The sequence below is a fragment of the Streptomyces sp. NBC_00012 genome (assembly GCF_045040875.1).
Lineage (GTDB): Bacteria > Actinomycetota > Actinomycetes > Streptomycetales > Streptomycetaceae > Streptomyces.
Map to the genome: position 1 here is coordinate 4,923,981 of NZ_CP108309.1, position 22,704 is coordinate 4,946,684.

Genomic DNA, 22,704 nt, shown 5'->3' on the forward strand with positions numbered 1-22,704 from the left:
TACGGAGCTGTTGTCACGGGGTTGTGCGGAGCAGCCATACGACGACGCACGGCTGTCCATCGGTTGTGTAACAGCGGGGGACCGGCGCGGGTGCGGGGCTCAGCTCAGCGGCAGCCGGTACTGCCCGCCGGCCAGCGGTTCGACCAGGCCGTCGGCGACCAGGCCGTCCAGTGCGCGGGCGCGCTGCACAGGTTCGTCCCACACCGCGTCCAGCGCCGACTGCGGCACCGGTGTCATGGCGTCGCGCAACACGGCGAGCAGCCGTCCGCGCACCTGCCGGTCGGTGCCGGCATAGGTCTGGCCGCGGCGCGGGGGCCCCTGGTGGGCGGGCTTGCCGGCCAGCCGCCAGGCACACTGCCCGGCGATCGGGCACCGGGTGCAGTCCTCGTTCTTCGCGGTGCAGACGAGGGCGCCGAGCTCCATCGTCGCGGCGGCCCAGCGGGCCGCCCGTTCGTCCTCGTCGGGCAGGAGCGCGCGGGCGAGCTTGCGTTCGGCGGCGGTGGTCGCGTTCGGCGGGTACTGGATCCCGGTCGCGGCGCGGGCGAAGACCCGGCGGACGTTGGTGTCGAGCACGGCGTGACGCTGGCCGTACGCGAACGAGGCCACCGCCGCTGCGGTGTACTCGCCGATCCCGGGCAGTGCGAGCAACTGACCGTGCTCGCTCGGTACGTCGCCGCCGTGCCGTTCCGTTATGGCCTGCGCGGCGCCGTGCAGGCGGAGCGCCCGGCGGGGGTAACCGAGCCGGCCCCAGGCTCGGACCGCCTCGCCGGGCGGTTCGGCGGCCAGGTCGGCCGGGCGGGGCCAGCGGGCCAGCCACTGCTCGTACACCGGCAGGACACGGCTCACGGGGGTCTGCTGCAGCATGAACTCGCTCACCATCACACCCCAGGCGCCCGCTTCGGGGCGGCGCCAGGGCAGATCGCGGGCGTGCTGGTCGAACCACCCGATGACGGGAGAGTGGAGGGAGGCGGGGGGCGTCTGTGTCGCAGTCATGGCAGTCATCGCACCGCCGATCCTGGCACGGAAGGGCGGACGATGGTCCAGTGCACGGTGGTGTCGCGCCTCCTGGGGGCCCTTGGGGTGATATTGCCACCCGTCCGAGCCCCGAGGGGTCCGGCAACCGGCCCAAGGGGCCAGGCCGGGCCCCGGGGGGTTCGTCAGTGCCGCTTGCCCCGGCGCCGGGAGCGGCCGGCCGGCACCGCGCCGGGCCCCGAGGCCCAGGCCGCCACCGGTGCCCCGCTGCTCCGTACCGTCCGGGCGAGCGACTGCACCGGGCGGCGCAGCACGGCGACCACCAGGGCCGAGACGGCGGCGCCCAGCAGCAGCCCGACCGCCACGTCGTGCGGGTAGTGCACGCCGACGAAGACCCGGGAGAAGGCCATCAGCAGGGCCATCGGCACGGTGAGCCAGGCCAGCCGGGGGCGGGCGATCGCCAGGGCGACCGCCGCCGCGCCGGCGATCGCGGAGTGGTTGCTGGGGAAGGACCAGTCGCCCGTCGGCGGGCAGGTCACCAGCGAGGCCGCCGCGCCGGCGACCGATCTGCACGGGCGCTCCTCGTCCACCACTGACTTGAGCACCTCGCTGGCCACATAGCCGAAGGCGGTGGCGACGGGCGCGAGCACCGCCAGCGCCAGGGCGCCGTCGCCCTGGCGCCGGGCCCGCCACCACCCGGTGATGAACAGGACACCGAAGAGCAGGAGCCCGAGCTCCGTCCATATCTCGGCCAGATGTTGTACCCATGACGGCATGTCATGTGCGAAGTCGGTGATGTCCCGGTAGAGCGGCGCGGTGACTGAACTATCCATGTGACAGAGGGTAGTCAATGAAACCGGGTGTTCATCCGGGCGTTGCCCGGTGGTCAACTCGGCGGCGTTGCGGGGCCGGAACGGGCCGCCCGTGATGATGATCCGTAAAACTTGCGGACCGGGGCGGCGGGTGGGGCGGGAGTTGGCGCCGATCTCTCGTACAGTTTGAGCCGTGGGATCTTTGCGTAATCCGATCGGTCCGCTTCCCTCCACCATCTACTGGCGTCGGAGGGCCGTAGCGGCGACGCTCGTTGCGCTGCTCGCGCTGCTGATCGTGTGGGTCGTCACCTCGGGCGGGGACAAGAAGACCAAGGACGACTCCCGGCCCGCCGGTTCGGGGCCCGCGCAGGAGATCACGCCGGGACCCGACGGCTCGGGCCCCGCCATCAGCCAACAGCCCGGCGGGCGCGACGAGTCGGAGGACTCGGACGGCACCGGCTCGGACGGCGGCGGTACGGACGCGGGCTCCGGCGGCGGTTCGGACAGCGGTACGGACACGGGCTCCGGTTCGGACGCCGGGGCCGGTGGCACGAGCGGCAGCGGTACGGTGGGCCAGCAGGTCCCGGCCTCTTCCTCGCTCCCCGACTGCACCCCCGCGGCGCTCCGGTTGAGCCTGAGCACCGAACTCAGCTACAGCCCCGGCGAGAAGCCGAAGTTCAAACTGGTCGTCAAGAACGACTCGGCCACCACCTGCAAGGCCGACCTCGGGCCGAAGCACGCGGTGCTCACCGTCACCGAGGCCGGCGGCGACGACAACCAGGTGTGGTCCTCCAAGGACTGCCCGCGCGGCGCGGCCGTGCTGCTGCTGAGGGTCCCGGCGGGCGAGACCGTCGTCCACACCGTGGAGTGGGACCGCAGGAAGAGCTCCCCGCAGTGCGCGACGCCGCCCGCGGGGACGGCGGGGCCCGGTACGTATCTGGTCGAGGCGAAGTCGCCGGGCGAGCCGGTGCAGCGCGCCTCGTTCGTTCTCGCGAAGGACTGAGTGGCGCGAGCCACCGGGGCCGACCCGGGGTACGCGGCGGGGCCCGGTCTCCCGGGCCCCGATCGTCCTGCGAATCCGTGGCGCTCCGCGCGTACGGTCCTGCGCGCGGTGCTCTGCGCGTGGCGCTCTACGGGTGACGCTCCGCGCCGTTCGACCCTGCACCTGCCGCTCTGCGCGTAAGGCCCGCGCGTGCGGTCCTGCACGTCACGGGCCGCCCCGCGCGTACCGCTCTACACGTACCGTTCGAGGATCGACGACTCGGCCAGCCGGGACAGGCCCTCGCGCACGCTGCGCGCCCGCGCCTCGCCGACGCCGTCCACCGTCTGGAGGTCGTCCACGCTGGCGGCGAGCAGCTTCTGCAGACCGCCGAAGTGCTCCACCAGCCGGTCGATGATCGCCCCGGGCAGCCGCGGCACCTTCGCCAGCAGCCGGAAGCCGCGCGGCGAGACCGCCGAGTCCAGTGTCTCGGGCGAGCCGCTGTAGCCCAGGGCCCGCGCCACGACCGCGAGTTCGAGCAGCTCGGTGTGGGAGAGCGCGTCGAGCTCGGTCAGCGCCTCGGCGACCGTACGGGACCGCTTCGCGGTCGGCTCCGGCACATAGTCGCGCACGACCAGCTCGCGCTCCGGCTCGACGCCCGCGATCAACTCGTCGAGCTGGAGCGAGAGAAGCCGGCCGTCGGTGCCGAGCTCGACCACGTACTCCGCGATCTCGGTCGCGATCCGGCGGACCATCTCCAGCCGCTGCGCGACGGCCGTGACATCCCGGACCGTCACCAGGTCCTCGATCTCCAGCGCGGAGAGCGTGCCCGCGACCTCGTCGAGCCGGAGCTTGTACCGCTCCAGGGTGGCGAGGGCCTGATTGGCGCGGGAGAGGATCGCGGCGGACTCCTCCAGGACCCGGCGCTCCCCGTCCACGTAGAGAGCGATCAGGCGCATCGACTGCGAGACCGAGACCACCGGGAAATTGCACTGCTTGGAGACCCGGTCCGCCGTGCGGTGGCGGGTGCCGGTCTCCTCGGTGGGGATGGAGGCGTCCGGCACCAGCTGCACGCCGGCGCGCAGGATCTTGGTCATGTCCTTGTCGAGGATCAGCGCGCCGTCGAGCTTGGCCAGCTCGCGCAGGCGCGTCGCGGTGAACTCCACGTCCAGCACGAATCCGCCGGTGCACATCGATTCGACGGTCTTGTCCATGCCGAGCACGATCAGTCCGCCGGTGTTGCCGCGGAGGATGCGCTCCAGGCCGTCCCGCAGCGCCATTCCGGGCGCCACGGCGCTCAGCGAGGCGCGCATGAGCGCCTCATTACCGGTGCCTTGGCCGGACTTTCCGGGCGATGCTGCCCGGTCGTTGGCTGCCACTGCACTCCTCCGGTCACAGGTTTGCGGTGCCCTTACGTCCCTCGTACCGTTCGTACGGACGGGCGAGACCAGGGCAAAGTCTACCGGCGTGCGCCCTCCTCCTGGGGGGCCTGTGCCCGAGACCGGCGCGGGAGGACTCTCAGCGCGTCGCCCATGTTGGCGACTTCTGTGACCTTCATACCGGCCGGGACCTTCCCGGGATCGGTCGGAACCAGCGCGTGCGTGAAGCCCAGCCGGTGCGCCTCGGCCAGCCTGCGCTGGACCCCCGTGACCCTTCTGACCTCGCCCGCGAGGCCCACTTCGCCGATCGCCACCAGGTTCTTGGGCAGCGGGGTGTCGCTCGCGGCACTGGCCAGCGCCAGCGCGACCGCGAGGTCCGCGGCGGGCTCGGAGAGCTTCACACCGCCGACCGTCGCGCTGTAGATGTCCCGCTTGCCCAGCGAGCTGATCCGGCCGCGCTGCTCCAGGACCGCGAGCATCATCGATACCCGGGACGTCTCCAGGCCGGAGGTGGTGCGCCGGGGCGAAGGGATCTGGGAATCGACCGTCAGCGCCTGCACTTCGGCGACGAGCGGCCGCTTGCCCTCCAAGGTGACGGTCAGGCAGGTGCCGGGCACAGGCTCGTCGCGCCGGGTGAGGAACAGCCCGGAGGGGTCGGCGAGGCCGGTGATGCCCTCGTCGTGCAGCTCGAAGCAGCCCACTTCGTCGGTCGCGCCGTACCTGTTCTTGACGCCCCGCACGAGCCGCAGGCGGGCATGGCGGTCGCCCTCGAAGGACAGCACCACGTCGACGAGGTGCTCCAGCAGCCGGGGCCCGGCGATCGCCCCGTCCTTGGTGACGTGGCCGACCAGGAGCGTCGACATGCCGCGCTCCTTGGAGGCCCGGATGAGCGCACCGGCGACCTCCCGGACCTGCGCCATGCCGCCCGGCGCCCCGTCGATCTCGGGCGAGGCGACGGTCTGCACGGAGTCGAGGACGAGGAGCGAGGGCTTGACGGCGTCGAGATGACCGAGGACCGCGGACAGGTCGGTCTCGGCGGCCAGGTACAGATGGTCGTTGAGCGCCCGGATCCGGTCGGCGCGCAGCCGCACCTGGCTCGCGGACTCCTCGGCGGTGATGTAGAGCGTGCGGTGCTCGTCGCTCGCCGCCTTGGCGGCGACATCCAGCAGCAGCGTCGACTTGCCGACGCCCGGTTCGCCCGCGACGAGCACCACGGCACCCGGCACGAGACCGCCGCCGAGCACTCGGTCCAGCTCGCCGACGCCGGTGGACCGGGCGGTGGCCTGCCGGCTGTCGACCTGGGCGATGGGGAGCGCGGCGGTGCTGACCCGGCCGGCCGCGGTGGTCCGCACGGCGGGGGCGCCGCCGAACTCCTCGACCGTCCCCCACGCCTGGCATTCGGGGCAGCGGCCGAGCCACTTGGCGGTCGTCCAGCCGCATTCGGAGCAGCGGTAGGACGGCCGGTCCTTCGCGGTTTTCGTACGGGCAGCCATGGCGCAACCGTATAGGTGAGGTACGACAACGCCGCCCGGCGCGGTCCGGCGGACGGCGTGCGCCCGCTCCTGGAGCGCGGTGCTTCCGGCGGAATGTCGAGGTGCTTCCGGCTGAATAGGGAATTCCTGTCCCCTTTTGAGGGATACGTTCACCCGTAAGGATTAAAAGTGCTGAAGGGGAGCGAAAGGTGTGCCCCGCGCTGCCTACGGTCGCAAGGTGACGAGCAGCGGTCTGGAGCCCCCCACGCACACCACCGGCGCACACCGGGCGCGACGCGGTGCGCCCCGTCTCTCGGCGCATGCTTCGCCGCATCGGCCGCCCGCCCGGTACGAACCGCACCTCGACGGCCTGTTCACCTACTGCCTCTCCGTGCTCTGCGACCACGACGCCGCCATCGAGGCGCTCGGCGGTGTGCTCGCGATCGCGGAACGGCAGGACGACCGGTGCCCGACCGGCGAGGAGGAACGTAAATCCTGGCTGTACGCGCTGGCCAGATGGATGTGTCTGCGCAAGCTCGCCGAGCAGAAGGCCGAGCAGGGGCGGGGCCGCCGGGCGCACCGGCACAAGGCCGGGGAGCAGCCCGGAAGACGCTCGTCGAAACAGGCCGAGCAGGCGTCGCAGGCGAAGTCGCCGAGGCCGTCGAAACCGTTGAACCCATCGAAACCGTTGAACCCGTCGATGCAGGAGATGAAGCGGGCGGGTGGCCCGCCGGGCAAGCAGCCGACGGGCGGTACGGCGGCCCCGGGGGCGTGCGCCGTACGCCGCACGCCCCCCGTCGTCGCCGCGAAGGCTCCGGCCACCGCCGCGGTCGCGCCGGGCGGCGCCTCCGCCGGCCCCGCCCGTGGCCCCGAGACCGAGGCCGCCGCAGAGGCGCACCGCCGCGAACTGGCCCAGCTGGCCTGGCCCGAGGCCGCGGGTACCACCCCCGAGCAGCGCGAGGCGCTCGAACTCGCCGTACGCCACCGCCTCGCCCCGCGCGCCGTCGCCTCCGTCCTGGGCCTCGAACCGGCGGCCGCCCGCGAGCTCCTGGCCACCGCGGCCTGCGAGGTGGAGCGCACCCGCGCCGCCCTCGCCGTCGTCGAGACCGGCAACTGCCCCACCGTCGCCCGGCTCACCGGCGAACACCGCGTCCTGCTCTCCGCCGCCCTGCGCCGCGAGCTCGTCCGTCACGTCGACGACTGCCCGCGCTGCCGCAGGGCCGCCGAACGGGCCGGCGCCCAGGGCCCCTGGCCCGGCGCCGTGGTCACCGCGGCAGCCGCGCTGCCGGTCGTCGAGGCGCCCAGGCCATCGGCGTACGTCGCGATGGTCCACGCCCGGCGCAACCGCTCCGGCGGCCCGCGCTTCGACCGGGCGGGCTTCCCCATGGACCCGAAGGACCATGCCGCGCGCCGGGACCGGCTGCGGGCCAGGGTCGTGACGACGACGGTGGTGGCCACGGTCGTAGCCGCACCGGTGATCGCGTTGTGGAGTGCCTACCGGGGCGCGCCGCCGACCGGTGAGGGCCACGACGGCTCGTCGGTCACCGCCACCGACAGCGATGCCCGGCACGGGCTCGACGGCACCGCGGACGGCCACTACGAGAACGCGGGCAACGCCCGCCCCCAGCCCGGCGCCCGCTTCGCCGACGACCGCGCTCCGGACGTCTCGGCCGAGGTGATCAGCTCGGGTCCGGGCCGGGGCGGCGCCGGCGGGCTCACCATCGAGGCCCGGTCGTCCGGCGGCACGACGCTGATCCGGCTGACCGCGTCGGGCGGCGCTCCGGTCGCCTGGTCGGCCCGCGCCGACGCGTCCTGGGTGCGGCTGAGCCGCTACTCGGGCACCCTCGCCGCGGGCGAGAGCATCACGATCCACGTCCTCGTGGACCACCTGCGGGAACCGGCCGGCCCGTGGAGTGCGCGCATCGCCCTCGCCCCGTCGGGTTCGGTGGTGGTGATCCGGGGGCACGGGGCGCCGCCGCCCGGCGGCCCGGGACGCCCGGTTCCCGCCGACCCGTCCGCCTCCACCGGGCCGTCGCCCGATCCCACGCCGTCGACCGACCCGACGCCGGACCCGAGCGACCCCACGCCGACCCCGACGGACCCCGGTCCGACCGATCCGTCACCGTCCCCGGACCCGCCCGACTCCACACCCGCCACCGAGCCGGGACCGGGCACGACCCCGGCCGGCTGAGGCGGGCCGGCCGGAGCTGACTCCCGGGCGGTCACGTCGGATCGGCCGGAGCTCACCCCTCGGCGGTCACGCCGGATCGGTCGGCGGGACCGGATCCGCCGGGTGCGGTGCCATCGGCAGCAGCGCGGACAGCCGCTCCTCGCACAGTTCGACGAGCCGCTCGTACGCCTTCTCGCCCATCATCTCGGTGAGCTCGGGCCGGTACGAGACGTACACCGGCTCGCCGGCCCCGTGCGCCGAGGTCGCCGAGGTGCACCACCAGTGCAGATCGTGACCGCCGGGACCCCAGCCCCTGCGGTCGTACTCGCCGATCGACACCTGGAGCACCCGGGTGTCGTCGGGCCGGTCGATCCAGTCGTAGGTGCGCCGGATCGGCAGCTGCCAGCAGACGTCCGGCTTGGTCTCCAGCGGCTCCTTGCCCTCCCGCAGTGCCAGGATGTGCAGGGCGCAGCCCGCACCCGCCGCGAATCCGGGCCGGTTCTGGAAGATGCACGACCCCTTCCAGCGCCGGGTCTGGCGTTCCCCGTCGTCGTCGACCTGGGCCCAGCCCGTCTCCGTACCGACGTCGTGGAACTGCCACAGCTCCGGGGTCAGCCGTTCGACGTGGCCCGCCACCCGCTTCTCGTCGTCCTCGTCCGAGAAGTGCGCGCCCAGCGTGCAGCAACCGTCGTCCGCGCGGCCCGCCTGGATGCCCTGGCAGCCGCTGCCGAAGATGCAGGTCCACCTGGAGGTCAGCCAGGTCAGGTCGCAGCGGAAGATCTGTTCGTCGTCCCCCGGGTCCGGGAACTCGACCCAGGCGCGTGCGAAGTCGATCCCCGTCTCGTCCTCGGACCGGTCCGGTCCGTTCGCTTCCCGCGCTTCCTGCTCCCGCATCTCCTGCTTCGTTCTCTGCTTCTTCGTGTTTTTGCCCGGCTTCGCCTTTTTCGTCTTTGGCACGCGCCAAGGGTAAGGCCGAGGTCCCGGTAGCGTTCCGGGTATGAGACTCGGAGTCCTCGACGTGGGTTCGAACACGGTGCACCTGCTGGTGGTGGACGCGCACCCCGGCGCACGCCCGCTGCCCGCGCATTCGCACAAGGCGGAGCTGCGCCTGGCCGAACTGCTCGACGAGGACGGGGCGATCGGCCCCGACGGTGTGGACCGGCTCGTGGCCACGGTCTGCGACGCGCTCCAGGCCGCCGAGGACAAGGGGTGCGAGGACGTCCTGCCGTTCGCCACGTCCGCGGTGCGGGAGGCGAGCAACGCCGATCAGGTACTGGCCCGGGTGCGGGAGGAGACCGGCATCGACCTCGTCGTCCTCAGCGGCGCGGAGGAGGCCCGGCTCACCTTCCTCGCCGCGCGCCGCTGGTACGGCTGGTCGGCGGGGCGGCTGCTGGTCCTGGACATCGGGGGCGGTTCGCTGGAGATCGCGTACGGCATGGACGAGGAGCCGGACGCCGCGGTCTCGCTGCCGCTCGGGGCCGGCCGGCTCACCGCCGGGTGGCTGCCCGGTGATCCGCCGGACCCGGCGGAGGTGAAGGCGCTGCGCCGTCATGTCCGGGCCAGGATCGCGCGCAGCGTCGGGGAGTTCACCCGCCTCGGCCGCCCGGACCATGTCGTGGCCACGTCCAAGACCTTCAAGCAGCTCGCCAGGATCGCCGGCGCCGCACGTTCCACCGAGGGCCTGTACGTGCAGCGCGCCCTCACCCGTAAGTCGCTGGAGGAATGGGTGCCGAAGCTGACGGCGATGACGGCCGAGCAGCGCGGCGACCTGCCCGGCGTCTCCGAGGGCCGGGCCGCGCAGCTGCTCGCCGGGGCGCTGGTCGCGGAGGGGGCCATGGACCTGTTCGGGGTCGAGGAGATGGAGATCTGCCCCTGGGCGCTGCGTGAGGGCGTCATCCTGCGCCGTCTGGACCACCTGCCGACGAAGGAGCAGGCCACGCTGGACGGCTGAGCGCGCCGGGCCGGGCGCGGGGGAGCGCGGCGGAGCACCGGCGGGCGCCACCGTGCGCCGCCATGGGGCATCTCACTTTCCGGCCGGACCCTCTCGGGGGGCGTACCACTGCCCGTACGCTGTCCCAGTGGCAGAACCAGTGGTGCGCATCCCGGATGCGAAGGTCGCCCTGTCGACGGCTTCCGTCTACCCGGAGTCGACGGCGACGGCCTTCGAGATCGCCGCGCGCCTCGGTTACGACGGTGTCGAGGTCATGGTGTGGACCGACCCCGTCAGCCAGGACATCGAGGCACTGCGGCGGCTGTCGGACTACCACCAGGTACCGATCCTCGCCGTCCACGCGCCCTGTCTGCTGATCACCCAGCGCGTCTGGTCCACCGATCCGTGGGTGAAGCTCCAGCGGGCCCGCGCCGCGGCGGAGAAGCTCGGGGCGACGACCGTGGTCGTCCATCCGCCGTTCCGTTGGCAGCGCAATTACGCACGCGACTTCGTCACCGGGATCTGGCGTATGGCGGACGAGACCGATGTGCGGTTCGCCGTGGAGAACATGTACCCCTGGCGGTACCGGGACCGCGAGATGCTCGCGTACGCCCCCGACTGGGACGTCACCCACGACGACTACCGCCACTTCACCGTGGACCTCTCGCACACCGCGACGGCCCGCACGAACGGCATGGCGATGGTCGAGCGGATGGGCGACCGGCTCGCCCACATCCACCTCGCCGACGGCAAGGGCTCCAACAAGGACGAGCACCTGGTGCCCGGCCGCGGCGACCAGCCCTGCGCCGAACTCCTGGAGCACCTGGCCCGCACCGGCTTCGACGGCCATGTCGTCATCGAGGTCAACACCCGCCGCGCCATGTCCACCGCCGAACGCGAGGCCGATCTGGCGGAGGCGCTGGCCTTCACCCGGCTCCACCTGGCGTCGTCCCCGACCCGGGCGCCGCGCCCATGACGGGTGACCCCACGGGCGGCGCCGACGACGGCCCTGCGGAGCCCGTGGATCCCTCCAGCCCCACGGAGCCCACGGAGCCTACGGGCCCGTCCAGCCCCACCAGCCCCACAGCCCCCAAGCGTCGCGGCCGCCCCTCCCGTACCGCCGAGACCACCGGCCCCGACGCGCGCACCCGCATCCTGGAGGCGGCCCGCACCGAATTCGCGGAGCGCGGCTACGACAGGACGTCGGTCCGGGGCATCGCCAAGGCGGCGGGAGTCGACTCCGCCCTGGTCCACCACTACTTCGGCACGAAGGACGAGGTCTTCGCGGCCGCCATCGAGCTGTCCTTCGAGCCGGCCCTGGTGATCCCGGACGTCCTCGGCGACGGCACGGACGGGCTGGGGGAGCGGCTGGCCCGCTACTTCATCGCCGTATGGGAGAACCCGGCGACCAGGGCCCCGCTGCTGGCGATCATGCGATCCGCGCTGACCCACGAGGCGGCGGCCAAGGTCCTGAGGGGCTTCGTGCTGCGCCGGCTCCTGGAACGCGTCGCGGAGGCACTGGACGTACCGGACGCCACGTTCCGCGCCGAGCTGGCGGCCTCGCAGATGCTCGGGATCGTGATGCTCCGCTACGTGATCCAGGCGGAACCGCTGGCCTCGGCGGACCCGGAGGAGATCATCGGGATGGTCGCCCCGACGCTCCAGCGCTATCTGACGGAGTCCGGCGCCGACTGAGGAGCCCCGGCTCCGTCCGACGGGGCCCTGAGCCGTCCGACGGAGCCCTGAGCCCCGCGGCGACGGCTCTCGCGGCCCGACCATCCATCGAGCACTTCGTCCCGCATTTCGGACACTGTGTCCAGATCTTGGAGCCGGAGGCGTACGCTCGGAGGCAGTCTTAAACGTCGAAGGAGCGAGAGACGATGCCCCAGCTGAGGTCCCGCACTGTCACCCACGGCCGCAACATGGCGGGCGCCCGCGCCCTTATGCGGGCCTCGGGCGTAGCGAGCGAGGACATCGGCAAGCCGATCATCGCGGTCGCCAACTCCTTCACCGAGTTCGTTCCCGGCCACACCCACCTGGCCCCGGTCGGCCGGATCGTCTCCGAGGCCATCAAGGCCGCAGGCGCCGTGCCGCGCGAGTTCAACACCATCGCCGTCGACGACGGCATCGCGATGGGCCACGGCGGGATGCTCTACAGCCTCCCCTCCCGCGACCTGATCGCCGACTCCGTCGAGTACATGGTCGAGGCGCACTGCGCGGACGCGCTGATCTGCATCTCCAACTGCGACAAGATCACCCCCGGCATGCTGATGGCGGCGATGCGCCTCAACATCCCGACGGTCTTCGTCTCCGGCGGCCCGATGGAGGCCGGCAAGGCCACCCTGGTCGACGGCACGGTCCGCAAGCTCGACCTGGTCAACGCGATCAGCGACGCCGTCGACGAGAGCATCTCGGACGAGGACATCCTCCGTATCGAGGAGAACGCCTGTCCCACCTGCGGCAGCTGTTCCGGCATGTTCACCGCCAACTCGATGAACTGCCTGACCGAGGTCCTCGGCCTCTCCCTCCCCGGCAACGGCTCCGTCCTCGCCACGCACACCGCCCGCAAGGCGCTGTACGAGGACGCCGGCCGCACGGTCGTCGACATCACCAGGCGCTACTACGAGCAGGACGACGCGACGGTCCTGCCCCGCTCCATCGGCACCCGCGCCGCGTTCGACAACGCGATGGCGCTGGACATCGCGATGGGCGGCTCCACCAACACGATCCTGCACCTGCTCGCCGCGGCGCAGGAGGCCGAGCTGCCCTACGACCTGGGCGACATCGACGCGGTCTCGCGCCGCGTCCCCTGCCTGTCGAAGGTCGCGCCCAACGTGGCCCCCGGCGGCACGTACTACATGGAAGACGTCCACCGGGCCGGCGGCATCCCCGCCCTCCTCGGCGAGCTGCACCGCGGCGGCCTGCTCAACGAGGACGTGCACGCGGTCCACTCCGACTCCCTGGCCCAGTGGCTGAAGGACTGGGACGTCCGCGGCGGCTCCCCGTCCCCGGAGGCCGTCGAGCTGTGGCACGCGGCTCCCGGATGCGTCCGTTCCGCGACCGCCTTCTCGCAGTCGGAGCGCTGGGAGACCCTCGACCTGGACGCGGCCGGCGGCTGCATCCGCGACCTGGCGCACGCCTACTCCAAGGACGGCGGTTTGGCGGTCCTCAAGGGCAACCTCGCCGAGGACGGCTGTGTCGTGAAGACGGCGGGCGTCGACGAGTCGATCTGGACCTTCGAGGGCCCGGCGGTCGTCTGCGAGTCGCAGGACGAGGCCGTCGACAAGATCCTCCGCAAGGAGATCAAGGAGGGCGACGTCGTCGTCATCCGTTACGAGGGTCCGCGCGGTGGCCCCGGCATGCAGGAGATGCTCTACCCGACTTCCTTCCTCAAGGGCCGCGGCCTCGGCAAGAGCTGCGCGCTGGTGACCGACGGCCGCTTCTCCGGCGGTACGTCGGGCCTGTCCATCGGCCACGCGTCGCCGGAGGCCGCGTCGGGCGGCACGATCGCGCTGGTCGAGGACGGCGACCGGATCAGGATCGACATCCCGAACCGCTCGATCGAGCTCCTCGTCCCGGAGGCCGAGCTGGCCACCCGCCGCGAGGCGCTGAACGGCGTCTACGCGCCGAAGAACCGCGAGCGCAAGGTCTCGGCCGCGCTGCGCGCCTACGCGGCGATGGCGACGAGCGCGGACCGGGGCGCGGTGCGCGACGTGTCCAAGCTGGGCTGAGACATTTCCAGGCCGAGCTGAGACGCATCCAAGCCGGGCTGATCAGCCCGCCGACCGACGAGGACCCCGCCCGCTTCCCGCCCGCTCTCACCAGCGGGCGGGGTCCTGTCCGTCCACGGCGAACACGGACCCGTCGGGCGCGGTCCCGAAGACGGTCCGGCCGGCGGCGACCGGGGCGGGCAGTTCCGAGGAGTACGTGAGCCTCCCGTTCCGCAGCCGTGGGCCCGTCTGCCCGAGCAGCTTCCCGTGCTCGGTGTCCACGGCCAGCAGCCGCCCGTCCGCCGTCGAGAAGTACAGCCGGTCCCCGGCGGCGAGGACGGGGGCGGAGGTCCGCCCGGCACCGGTCTCCAGCTGCCAGCGCACCGTTCTGCCGCCCTCGGCCGGGCGGGTGTCGACGGCGACCAGCGTCCCGCCGTGCGCCAACAGATAGGCGGTGTCCCCGCCCAGCACGACCCCCGGCTCGTTCATCCGGAACGGCAGCGCCAGCCGTACGACGTCGCGCGCCCCCGGTTCGTAGCGGACGAGCCCGACGGTCTGGGCGTCCCCGTTCATGGACGTCATGACGAGCGCACCGTCCGAGGTCCCCACCGGGGTCAGCATCCCGTCCAGCCGCCGCTGCCACGCCGTGCGTCCCGTCGTGGCGTGGACGGCGGTGACCAGCGTGGTGGATCCGTAGGCCGAGTGCTCGAACGCGTAGGCCAGCCCCGTGCCGGCGTCGTACAGCGCGTAGTCCGGGCGCTGGTGCCCGGCGAGCGGATGCCGCCAGAGGGACACCCCGGTCGCGGAGTCGAGCGCTTCGGTCGTGCCGTCCTCGGCGACCAGCAGCAGCGCGTCACCCGCGTCGAAGGGGGTGCCCAGGTACGGGGAGAGATCCGCGTCCCAGACCTGTTCGCCCCTGGCGGGGTCGTACGCCCGGAGCTTCCCGCCCGGCACCGCCGTGTGCACCAGACCGCCGGAGACCGACACCACGCCGACCGCCGGGGCGTCGGCCTCGGCGCGACGCGACCACAGCATCCGGCCGTCCACGGAGTCCAGCCGGGCAACGCCGATGCCGCTCGTCGCGCAGTACAGCGTGGGCGGACCGGACGCCTCCGCCCCGGAGCCGTCCGCCCCGGAGCCGTCCGCCGGGGTGCAGACCGGCGTCGCTCTCCCGGTGGTCCGCAACGCGGTCCGCCACGGCGCGAACTCCTCCGCCGAGCCCTTCGCCCCGCCCGGCTCGCCGGAGCCGCCGGAGCCGTCCAGGTCGGCCCCCGGGCCGGCGGCCCACACCCCGCCGGCCCCCATGACCAGCAGCGCCGCGGTGGCCGCCAGCCACCGCCGCTTGCCGCCACCGCCTGCCGTCTTCGCGTCCCGCGCCGCCTCGCCCACGTGCGTATCCGCTTCCGCGCCGACGCGTGCGCCGGTCTCCGGGACGAGGGCCGCCACGCCTGCGGCACCGGCATCGGCCCCCGCTCCGGCGGTGGCGGGCCGCCGCTGCGACGGTATGAACGCGGCGGCCTCGTACGAGGGCGGACGCAGCGTCGTCATGATCTCGTCCGGGGTGGGCCGCCCGGCGGGGTCCTTCGTCAGGCACTGCCCGATCAGCGGAGCCAGCTCCTCCGGCACCCCCGCCAGATCGGCCTCGTCGTGCACCACCTGGTAGGCCACGATGTACGGGCTGTCCGAGTCGAAGGGCCCCCGGCCGGTCGCCGCGTGGACGAGCACGGCACCCAGGGCGAACACGTCGGCGGCGGGCCCGACCTCACGCGGCCGCTGGAACTGCTCGGGCGCCATGTACGGCGGCGAGCCGATCAACTTGCCCGTCTCGGTGCGCAGATCGCTGTCGTACGGCCGGGAGATCCCGAAGTCGATGACCTTGGGCCCGGAGTCGGAGAGCAGCACGTTGCTCGGCTTGAGGTCGCGGTGGATGACACCGGCCCGATGGATGTCCCGGAGCGCCTCGGCGAGTCCGGCCGTCAGCCTGCGCAGTTCGGCCGGGGCCATCGGCCCGTTCCGCTTCACCTGGTCGGCGAGCGTGGGGCCGGGCACGTACAGGGTGGCCATCCACGGCCGCCCGGCATCCGGATCGGCATCGACGACCGGTGCCGTGAAAGCGCCGCTGACCCGCCGGGCCGCCCCGACCTCCTGCCGGAAACGCGCCCTGAACTCCGGGTTCGCCGCGTACTGCCGGTGCACCACCTTGACGGCGAGCTGCAGCCCGGAGGCGGAGCGCGCCAGGTGTACGACACCCATGCCGCCCGCGCCGAGACGTGCCTCAAGACGGTACTGCCCGGCGTACTCCGGATGCTCCGCTTCCGGATTGGCTCCGGTACCTCGCAGCGGCGGCATCGCCCACCCCCGTGTGTTCGTCCGCAAGCGCGACGCACGGAGCCTAGTCGATGGTGCGTGCGATCCGGATGGGGCTTGTAGCCTGCGCGTCGTACGCGTCGTACACACCATCTCTCAACGGGGGAGGGCCTCATGGCCATGGATGAGCACACCGGAATCACGGCGGACGCCGCGGCCGACGTCACGGCCGAAGTCGCCGAGGACATGGAGACGCTCGCCGGTTCCGACGACGTCACCAGGTATCCGATCGCACCCGGCTACCGCGTCAACGTCCGCACCGGACCGGGCACCAAGTACGGGATCGTCAGGACCCTCCCGTACGGAATGAAGGTTCCGGTCTACTGCCAGAAGCCGGGGGAGCGGGTCACCGGCCCGTACGGCACCTCGAATCTCTGGGACAACATCGCCAACGGCCAGTTCGTGGCGGACGCCTACGTCCACACGGGCAGCGACGGCTACATCGCGCCGCGCTGCGACTGACCGCGACGGCGACGGCACCCCGGCCGCGACGGCGGCCGGGGTCCGGACCGTAACGGTGACCGGCACGTCCGGGACCGCGACCGCCCGGGGATAATCGACTTCGTGAGCGAGAACAGCGAAGCCCCCGGCTCCAGCGCGCCCGGCCCGCAGCCCGAGCCCCTGCGCTTCTTCGGTACGACCTGGGTCGACCACAGCGGAAACTACGGGCTGCGGCGTGCCGGGGCGGCGGTCGGCTCGCTGGCCGCCGCGGTCGCCGCCTGCTTCGTGCTCCGGTTCGCCTACCAGGGGCTCCAGATCGCCGACGTCGGCGGCTTCGTCGGCATCCTGGTCGTGCTGATGTTCGCCATCTGCAGCGCCATCGCCTTCCGCAAGACCTGGGAGGGGTTCAGCCGCCGCCCCGCCGACCCGGCGCGCGAGGCCAATCTGCGCGGTCTCAAGACGATCGGCTTCGTCGGCTCACTGATCGCGTACTTCCTCCGTACGTTCCGGGAGGCGCCGGGCGAGGAGCTGCACCGCACGGAGTACGAGACGGCCCTGGCCCGCTACGAGAAGCGCCGCTCGGCCCGCACCGGGAACCCGGCGGCCCGCAAGAGCACCAAGGCCAAGCGCCCCAAGCGCAAGTAGCGCGACCCCGACCCGACTCCATCCCGAGCAGACGCGGGCCGGCAAGCCCGCGCCGACCCACCGGCCCACCGGCCGACCCGCTCGCCACCCCGCGCGCCACGCCGACCCGCCCGCACCCCGCGCGCACGCCACCCCGCCCGCCGAGCCGCTCGCCACCCCGCTCGTCGGTCCGGCGAAAGCACCGGCGCACGCCCCCGGCGCGAGCCACGATGAACCCATCATGGTTCCCGCCGAGTCCCACCTCCCCACCCCCGCCTCCTCATCCACACCCGCCACGCCGCCGGCCACCCCGGCCCCGCCCCGCGCGCTCTCCTTCGACCGCGCGGCCGACCAGTACGCCGCGGCCCGCCCCGGCTACCCGCCCGCACTCTTCGACGCCGTCGAGGAACTGGCCCACCGCCCCCTGCGGGGCGCCCGCACCGTCGACATCGGCGCCGGCACGGGCATCTCCACCCGGCTCCTCCACGACCGCGGCGCCCGGGTCACCGCCGTCGAACCGGGCGCCGGCATGGCGGCGGAACTCCACCGCTCGCTCCCGCACCTGCCCGTCGTACGCGGCGACGGCAACCGCCTCCCCCTCGCCACCGCATCGGCCGACCTGATCACATACGCCCAGTCCTGGCACTGGACGGACCGGGCCCTCGCCACCGCCGAGGCGCTGCGCGTCCTTCGCCCCGGCGGCGCCCTCGCCCTCTGGTGGAACGTCTCCGACCACTCCGTCCCCTGGATCGCCGAACAGGACGCCCGGCTGCGCCGCTTCTTCGGCGCCGGTGACTCCGCCCACGGTTCGCCCGTCCGCTCCCGCGACCTGCCGGCGGGGCTCGACTTCACGCACCGCCGCGTGCCCTGGACCCGGCGGGTGCCCCTCGACACCCACCTCGCCAACCTCGGCAGCCACTCCGCCTTCCTCGTCCTCGGCGCGGAGCCCACCCGGCGCTTCCTCGCCGAGGAGGGCGCCCGGCTCGCGGAACTCTTCCCGGACGGCACGGTCGAGGAGAGCTACGCGGTCGACCTGAGCGTGGCCGTCGTCCCCTCCAGCCCCGCCTCTTGACGGGCAGGCACCCCGGGATCAATATTCATCACATGATGAATAACCGGGGTGCCGCCATCGAGGCCCACGGCCTCACGGTCGTACGAGGCGACCGCACGGTCCTGCGAGGCATCGACTTCACCGTCGGACCCGGCAGGATCACCGGCCTCCTCGGCCCCTCGGGCTGCGGGAAGTCGACCCTGATGCGGGCCGTCGTGGGCACCCAGGCCAAGGTCACCGGCACCCTCGACGTGCTCGGCAGCCCCGCGGGCCACCCCACGCTCCGCCCGCGCATCGGATACGTCACCCAGGACCCGTCCGTCTACACCGACCTGACCGTCCGGCAGAATCTCGACTACTTCGCGGCGATCCTCCAGCCCGGCCGCCGACAGCGCGACGCCCGCCGCGCCGCCGTCACCCGTGCCATCACCGAGGTCGACCTGGCCAGCCACGTCGACGCCCTCGCAGGCACCCTCTCCGGCGGCCAGCTCGCCCGCGCCTCCCTCGCGGTGGCCCTGCTCGGCACCCCGGAACTCCTGGTCCTCGACGAACCCACCGTCGGCCTGGACCCCGTACTCCGCCGCGACCTGTGGAACCTCTTCCATCGCCTCGCCGCCGACCGCGGCACCACGCTCCTCGTCTCCTCGCACGTCATGGACGAGGCCGAGCGCTGCCACCGCCTGCTCCTCATGCGCGAGGGCGAGATCCTCGCCGACGGCACCCCCGAGGCACTGCGCACCGCCGCACGCGCGGACACCGTCGAAGAGGCGTTCCTCCACCTGGTCGACCAGGTGGCCACCCGTCAGGAGCCCGCCCGATGAGCACGACGCCCGCCACGAAGCCCACCCCGGCACCGCCTCCGGCGCCCGGCACCCCGCTCCTGAGCCCGGCCCGCACGCTCGCCACCGCCGCCCGGGTCCTGCGTCAGCTCAGCCACGACGCCCGCACCGTCGCCCTGCTGCTCCTGGTCCCGGTCGTCCTGATCACACTGCTCCGGTACGTGTTCGACGGCAGCCCCCGCACCTTCGACGCCATCGGCGCCTCGCTCCTCGGCATCTTCCCGCTGATCACGATGTTCCTGGTGACCTCGATCGCCACCCTGCGCGAACGCACCTCGGGCACCCTCGAACGCCTCCTCGCGATGCCGCTCGGCAAGGGCGACCTGATCGCCGGCTACGCCCTCGCGTTCGGCGCCGTGGCCATCGTCCAGTCCCTCCTGGCCACCGCGCTCTCGGTCTGGGCACTGGGCCTGGACGTCATCGGCTCCCCGTGGCTGCTGCTCCTCGTCGCCCTGCTCGACGCGCTGCTCGGCACGGCACTGGGCCTGTTCGTCTCCGCCTTCGCCGCGTCCGAGTTCCAGGCTGTCCAGTTCATGCCCGCCGTGATCTTCCCGCAGCTTCTGCTCTGCGGACTGTTCATCGCCCGCGACCGGATGGCCCCGGTCCTCGAAGCGATCTCGAACGTGCTGCCGATGTCGTACGCCGTCGACGGCATGAACCAGGTCCTCGGCCACACCGACATCACCGGCGACTTCGTCCGCGACGTACTGATCGTGGCGGGCTGCGCCCTCCTCGTCCTCGCCCTCGGCGCCGCCACCCTCCGCCGCCGCACCGCCTGACGGAGCCGGTGCGAGGATGGCGGACACGAGCACCGAGCACCGAGAACCGTCAGCACCGCCCGGAGGGTGAACCACATGACCCAGACAGTCGCAGTCCTCGGCACCGGCAAGATCGGCGAGGCCCTGCTCAGCGGCATGATCCGGGCGGGCTGGCGCCCGGCGAACCTGGTGGTCACCACACGCCGCTCCGAGCGCGCCGAGGAACTCCACAACCGCTACGGCGTCGACTCCGTCAGCAACGCCGAGGCCGCCAAGCGCGCCGACATCCTCATCCTCGCGGTCAAGCCCCAGGACATGGGCCGGCTCCTCGACGAGCTCGCCGAGCACATCACCCCCGACCGCCTGGTCATCAGCGCGGCCGCGGGCATCACGACCGCCTTCATCGAGGACCGCCTCGCCGCGAGCACCCCGGTCGTGCGCGTCATGCCGAACACCCCCGTCCTCGTCGACGAGGGCATGTCCGTCATCTCGGCCGGCAGCCACGCCACCACCGACCACCTCGCCGCCGCGGAGGCGATCTTCGGCGGCGTCGGCAAGACCCTGCGCGTCCCCGAGTCGCAGCAGGACGCGGCCACCGCCCTGTCCGGATCGGGCCCCGCGTACTTCTACTTCCTCGTCGAGGCGATGACCGACGCCGGCATCCTGCTCGGCCTGCCCCGCGCCCAGGCCCACGACCTGATCGTCCAGGCCGCCATCGGCGCCGCGGTGATGCTCCGCGACAGCGGCGAACACCCCGTCAAGCTGCGCGAAGCCGTCACCAGCCCGGCCGGCACCACCATCAGTGCCATCCGCGAGCTGGAGAACCACGGCGTACGGGCCGCCCTCATCGCCGCCCTCGAAGCCGCCCGCGACCGCAGCCGCGAACTCGCCTCCGGCAACGGCTGACCTAGTCCGCGGCAGTGATCAGCTCCGCACTGCGCACCACCTTCGCGAACCCACCGCCGTGCAACGACACGGCGGTGGCCCGCGCCAGCTCATCCGCGCTCTGCGTCCACCCCCACGGCCCGGTCAGGTCGAAGGTGTGCGTCGCGTCCAGCGGGACGAACACCTCGTACCCGAGGTTCCCGCCCATCCGCGCCGTCGTCTCGACGCACATGTTGGTCTGGATCCCGACCACCACGAACTGCCGGATCCCGCTCCGCTCCAGCCACTCCGCGAGATCGGGCGTCCCGTAGAAGGCGGAGTTCACACTCTTCGTCAGCAACAGCTCGGGCCCGCTGCCCTTCCCGCGCCGCTCCTCCACGTACCCCTTGAAGCCGTTCCCCGGCTGCCCCACCCGCAACGGCGAATCCGGCTTGAGCGAGTCATGCCGTACGAACACCACCGGCCGCCCGCTCGACTGCCAGGCATCGAGCAGCCCCGCGATGTTCCGGTCCGCCTCCGGATTGTTCCGCGCCCCCCAGTACGCCTCCTCCTCGAAGCCTTCCTGCACGTCCACCACGATCAGCGCTGCGTTCTCTGCGATCTCCATACGAACGATCCTGCCGCCCGGCGGCGTTGTGCCCCAGAGGTCAAAAAGCCATCGATCGATGCTTTACTGCCACGATGGCGACCGCCCTCACTCCCACCCGCATCGCGCTCGTCTCCTTCCCCGGAGTACGCGCCTTCGACGTCTCGGTCATCACGGAGGTCTGGGGCGTCGACCGCACCGACCGCGGCGTCCCGCACTTCGACCTGCGCCGCACCGCCGCCGAACCGACTCCCATCGCCATGCGCGGCGGCCTCTCCCTCACCCCCGACCGCACCCTCGCCTGGCTCACCCGCGCCGACCTGATCGTCGTCCCCGGCCTCGACGACCACCTGATCCCGGCCCCCGCCCCGGTCCTGGAGGCCCTCCGCCGCGCCCACGCCCGAGCCACCCCGATCGCGTCCCTGTGCGGCGGAGCCTTCCCGCTCGCCCAGGCCGGCCTCCTGGACGGCCGCCGAGCAGTCACCCACTGGTACCTCACCGACAACCTCCGCACCACCTACCCCCATGTGAAGGTGACCCAGGACGCCCTCTTCCTCCACGACGGCAACATCTGGACGTCAGCGGGCACCGCGGCCGGCATCGACCTCTGCCTCCACCTCGTACGCATGATGCACGGAGCCGAGACCGCGGCCACGATCGCCCGCTCGATGGTCACGGCCCCGTTCCGCATCGGCACCCAGGCCCAGTTCATCGAGCACCCGACCCCCCGCGCCGACCGCGACGCCGACACCCTCGCCGCGGTACGCGCCTTCGCCCTGGCCCATCTGGCCGAACCGCACACGGTCGCCGGCCTCGCCGCCCGCGCCGGTATGTCCCACCGCTCCTTCGCCCGCCACTTCCAGGCCACCACCGGCACGACCCCGCTGCGCTGGCTGATCACCCAACGCATCGCCGCAGCCCAGAAGCTCCTGGAACGCACCGACCTCCCCCTTCCCGAGGTGGCCCGCCGCACCGGCTTCGGCAGCGAGATCACCATGCGCCAGCACTTCGCCACCCACCTCTCCACCAGCCCCCGCGACTACCGCCTGGCCTTCCACCGGCAGCCGGACCAGGCCCGGGGTTGACACGCCCTGCCCGCATCCGTAATGTGCTCCGAGTTGTCCGACGTGAGCGCCGACCCCGGTCGGTCCCCGGACAGCCATCCCGCAGTAACCACATCAGGCCAGCGACATCTGTCGCCGGACTTTCTGTGCGTATTTGCGGAATGAGGAATCCACGTTCGAAGGAGCGTGACCCCGATTAGCGTCGGGGCCAGGGATTCCGCTAAAGTCTCACTCGTCGGAACGGCCCAACAGCCGGGAAGGCAAACCCCGCTGACTGGGAATCAGGCCCGAAAGGATCTGATAGAGTCGGACTCGCCGGAAAGGGAAGCGCGAAAGCGAAGAACTGGAAAGCGAAAGCAGGGCCCGCTTCGACTGGGAATCGGACACGAAAGAGTCTGATAGAGTCGGAAACGCAAGAACGAAGGGAAAGCCCGGAGGAAAGCCCGAGAGGGTGAGTACAAAGGAAGCGTCCGTTCCTTGAGAACTCAACAGCGTGCCAAAAGTCAACGCCAGATATATTGATACCCCGGCCTGCTTCGGCAGGTTGGTGGTTCCTTTGAAAGTCCTACGGGGTCACTGACCCGGTAGGCAATTACACAGCGAGGACGCTGTGAACGACCGGTCTTATTCCGTCCGGTCGTTCCGCTCTCGTGTTGTGTTGTCCC

20 protein-coding genes are annotated in these 22,704 nt (G+C 72.4%); 13 read left to right on the forward strand and 7 right to left on the reverse strand.

Translation table 11 applies throughout. The features are described from left to right. Positions 1-99: 99 nt before the first annotated feature. On the reverse strand, positions 100-1,002 hold the full coding sequence (locus OHA19_RS22660; RefSeq protein ID WP_405713903.1) for an A/G-specific adenine glycosylase: 903 nt from the start codon (positions 1,000-1,002) through the stop codon (positions 100-102). 155 nt (positions 1,003-1,157) lie between these two features. Further along, a complete protein-coding gene (locus OHA19_RS22665; RefSeq protein ID WP_405713901.1) occupies positions 1,158-1,805 on the reverse strand; it encodes a phosphatase PAP2 family protein in 648 nt (215 codons plus the stop codon). Between the two features lie 172 nt (positions 1,806-1,977). Here OHA19_RS22665 and OHA19_RS22670 point away from each other — a divergent pair, with 172 nt between their 5' ends. Further along, a complete protein-coding gene (locus tag OHA19_RS22670; RefSeq protein WP_405713899.1) occupies positions 1,978-2,787 on the forward strand; it encodes a hypothetical protein in 810 nt (269 codons plus the stop codon). 230 nt (positions 2,788-3,017) lie between these two features. Here OHA19_RS22670 and disA read toward each other — a convergent pair whose 3' ends face one another. Continuing rightward, positions 3,018-4,142, reverse strand: coding sequence for a DNA integrity scanning diadenylate cyclase DisA (disA, locus tag OHA19_RS22675; RefSeq protein ID WP_266731937.1), 1,125 nt, complete (start codon positions 4,140-4,142; stop codon positions 3,018-3,020). Positions 4,143-4,222: 80 nt separating this feature from the next. After that, on the reverse strand, positions 4,223-5,635 hold the full coding sequence (radA, locus tag OHA19_RS22680) for a DNA repair protein RadA (protein WP_405713896.1): 1,413 nt from the start codon (positions 5,633-5,635) through the stop codon (positions 4,223-4,225). 217 nt (positions 5,636-5,852) lie between these two features. Between radA and OHA19_RS22685 the strand changes: the two genes are divergently transcribed. Beyond that, positions 5,853-7,805 carry a BACON domain-containing protein gene (locus OHA19_RS22685; protein ID WP_405751326.1) on the forward strand — a complete coding sequence of 651 codons (1,953 nt, stop codon included), beginning with the start codon at positions 5,853-5,855 and terminating at the stop codon, positions 7,803-7,805. 66 nt (positions 7,806-7,871) lie between these two features. Here OHA19_RS22685 and OHA19_RS22690 read toward each other — a convergent pair whose 3' ends face one another. After that, complete coding sequence (locus OHA19_RS22690; protein ID WP_405751329.1) at positions 7,872-8,741, reverse strand: hypothetical protein; 870 nt, start codon at positions 8,739-8,741, stop codon at positions 7,872-7,874. 40 nt (positions 8,742-8,781) lie between these two features. Between OHA19_RS22690 and OHA19_RS22695 the strand changes: the two genes are divergently transcribed. The 4 genes from OHA19_RS22695 (at position 8,782) to ilvD (ending at position 13,445) form a co-directional block, all read left to right on the forward strand. Then, positions 8,782-9,735, forward strand: a complete 954-nt coding sequence (locus tag OHA19_RS22695) for a Ppx/GppA family phosphatase (RefSeq protein WP_405713890.1) — start codon at positions 8,782-8,784, stop codon at positions 9,733-9,735. Positions 9,736-9,862: 127 nt separating this feature from the next. Then, positions 9,863-10,690, forward strand: a complete 828-nt coding sequence (locus OHA19_RS22700; RefSeq protein WP_405713888.1) for a sugar phosphate isomerase/epimerase family protein — start codon at positions 9,863-9,865, stop codon at positions 10,688-10,690. Next, positions 10,687-11,409, forward strand: coding sequence for a TetR family transcriptional regulator (locus OHA19_RS22705; protein ID WP_405713886.1), 723 nt, complete (start codon positions 10,687-10,689; stop codon positions 11,407-11,409). Before OHA19_RS22700 ends, OHA19_RS22705 begins: the two co-directional genes overlap by 4 nt. A 185-nt stretch (positions 11,410-11,594) precedes the next feature. Then, on the forward strand, positions 11,595-13,445 hold the full coding sequence (gene ilvD / locus OHA19_RS22710; protein WP_405713884.1) for a dihydroxy-acid dehydratase: 1,851 nt from the start codon (positions 11,595-11,597) through the stop codon (positions 13,443-13,445). Between the two features lie 87 nt (positions 13,446-13,532). On the opposite strand, the gene OHA19_RS22715 is transcribed toward ilvD, so the two are convergent. Beyond that, on the reverse strand, positions 13,533-15,773 hold the full coding sequence (locus OHA19_RS22715) for a serine/threonine-protein kinase (RefSeq protein WP_405751332.1): 2,241 nt from the start codon (positions 15,771-15,773) through the stop codon (positions 13,533-13,535). A 132-nt stretch (positions 15,774-15,905) separates the two neighbouring features. On the opposite strand from OHA19_RS22715, the gene OHA19_RS22720 reads away from it, so the two are divergent. The 6 genes from OHA19_RS22720 to proC all read left to right on the forward strand — a co-directional run bounded on the left by OHA19_RS22720 (position 15,906) and on the right by proC (position 20,410). Then, the gene (locus tag OHA19_RS22720) at positions 15,906-16,253 is read left to right on the forward strand and encodes an SH3 domain-containing protein (protein WP_405713880.1); all 348 of its coding nucleotides are present in this window, start codon (positions 15,906-15,908) and stop codon (positions 16,251-16,253) included. A gap of 102 nt (positions 16,254-16,355) precedes the next feature. Then, positions 16,356-16,877, forward strand: coding sequence for a hypothetical protein (locus OHA19_RS22725; protein ID WP_405713878.1), 522 nt, complete (start codon positions 16,356-16,358; stop codon positions 16,875-16,877). A gap of 220 nt (positions 16,878-17,097) precedes the next feature. Beyond that, entirely contained in the window at positions 17,098-17,928 is an 831-nt protein-coding gene (locus OHA19_RS22730) for a class I SAM-dependent methyltransferase (RefSeq protein WP_405751335.1), read from the forward strand. 32 nt (positions 17,929-17,960) lie between these two features. Next, positions 17,961-18,728, forward strand: a complete 768-nt coding sequence (locus tag OHA19_RS22735) for an ABC transporter ATP-binding protein (protein ID WP_405713876.1) — start codon at positions 17,961-17,963, stop codon at positions 18,726-18,728. Then, positions 18,725-19,525 (forward strand): ABC transporter permease, encoded by an 801-nt coding sequence (locus tag OHA19_RS22740; protein WP_405713874.1) that lies wholly within the window; start codon positions 18,725-18,727, stop codon positions 19,523-19,525. The genes OHA19_RS22735 and OHA19_RS22740 overlap by 4 nt, the downstream gene beginning before the upstream one ends. A gap of 75 nt (positions 19,526-19,600) precedes the next feature. Further along, on the forward strand, positions 19,601-20,410 hold the full coding sequence (gene proC, locus OHA19_RS22745) for a pyrroline-5-carboxylate reductase (RefSeq protein ID WP_405713872.1): 810 nt from the start codon (positions 19,601-19,603) through the stop codon (positions 20,408-20,410). Between the two features lies 1 nt (position 20,411). Here proC and OHA19_RS22750 read toward each other — a convergent pair whose 3' ends face one another. Continuing rightward, the gene (locus OHA19_RS22750; RefSeq protein WP_405713870.1) at positions 20,412-20,996 is read right to left on the reverse strand and encodes a cysteine hydrolase family protein; all 585 of its coding nucleotides are present in this window, start codon (positions 20,994-20,996) and stop codon (positions 20,412-20,414) included. Between the two features lie 74 nt (positions 20,997-21,070). Between OHA19_RS22750 and OHA19_RS22755 the strand changes: the two genes are divergently transcribed. Next, positions 21,071-22,060 (forward strand): GlxA family transcriptional regulator, encoded by a 990-nt coding sequence (locus tag OHA19_RS22755; protein WP_405751338.1) that lies wholly within the window; start codon positions 21,071-21,073, stop codon positions 22,058-22,060. Positions 22,061-22,704: the final 644 nt, after the last annotated feature.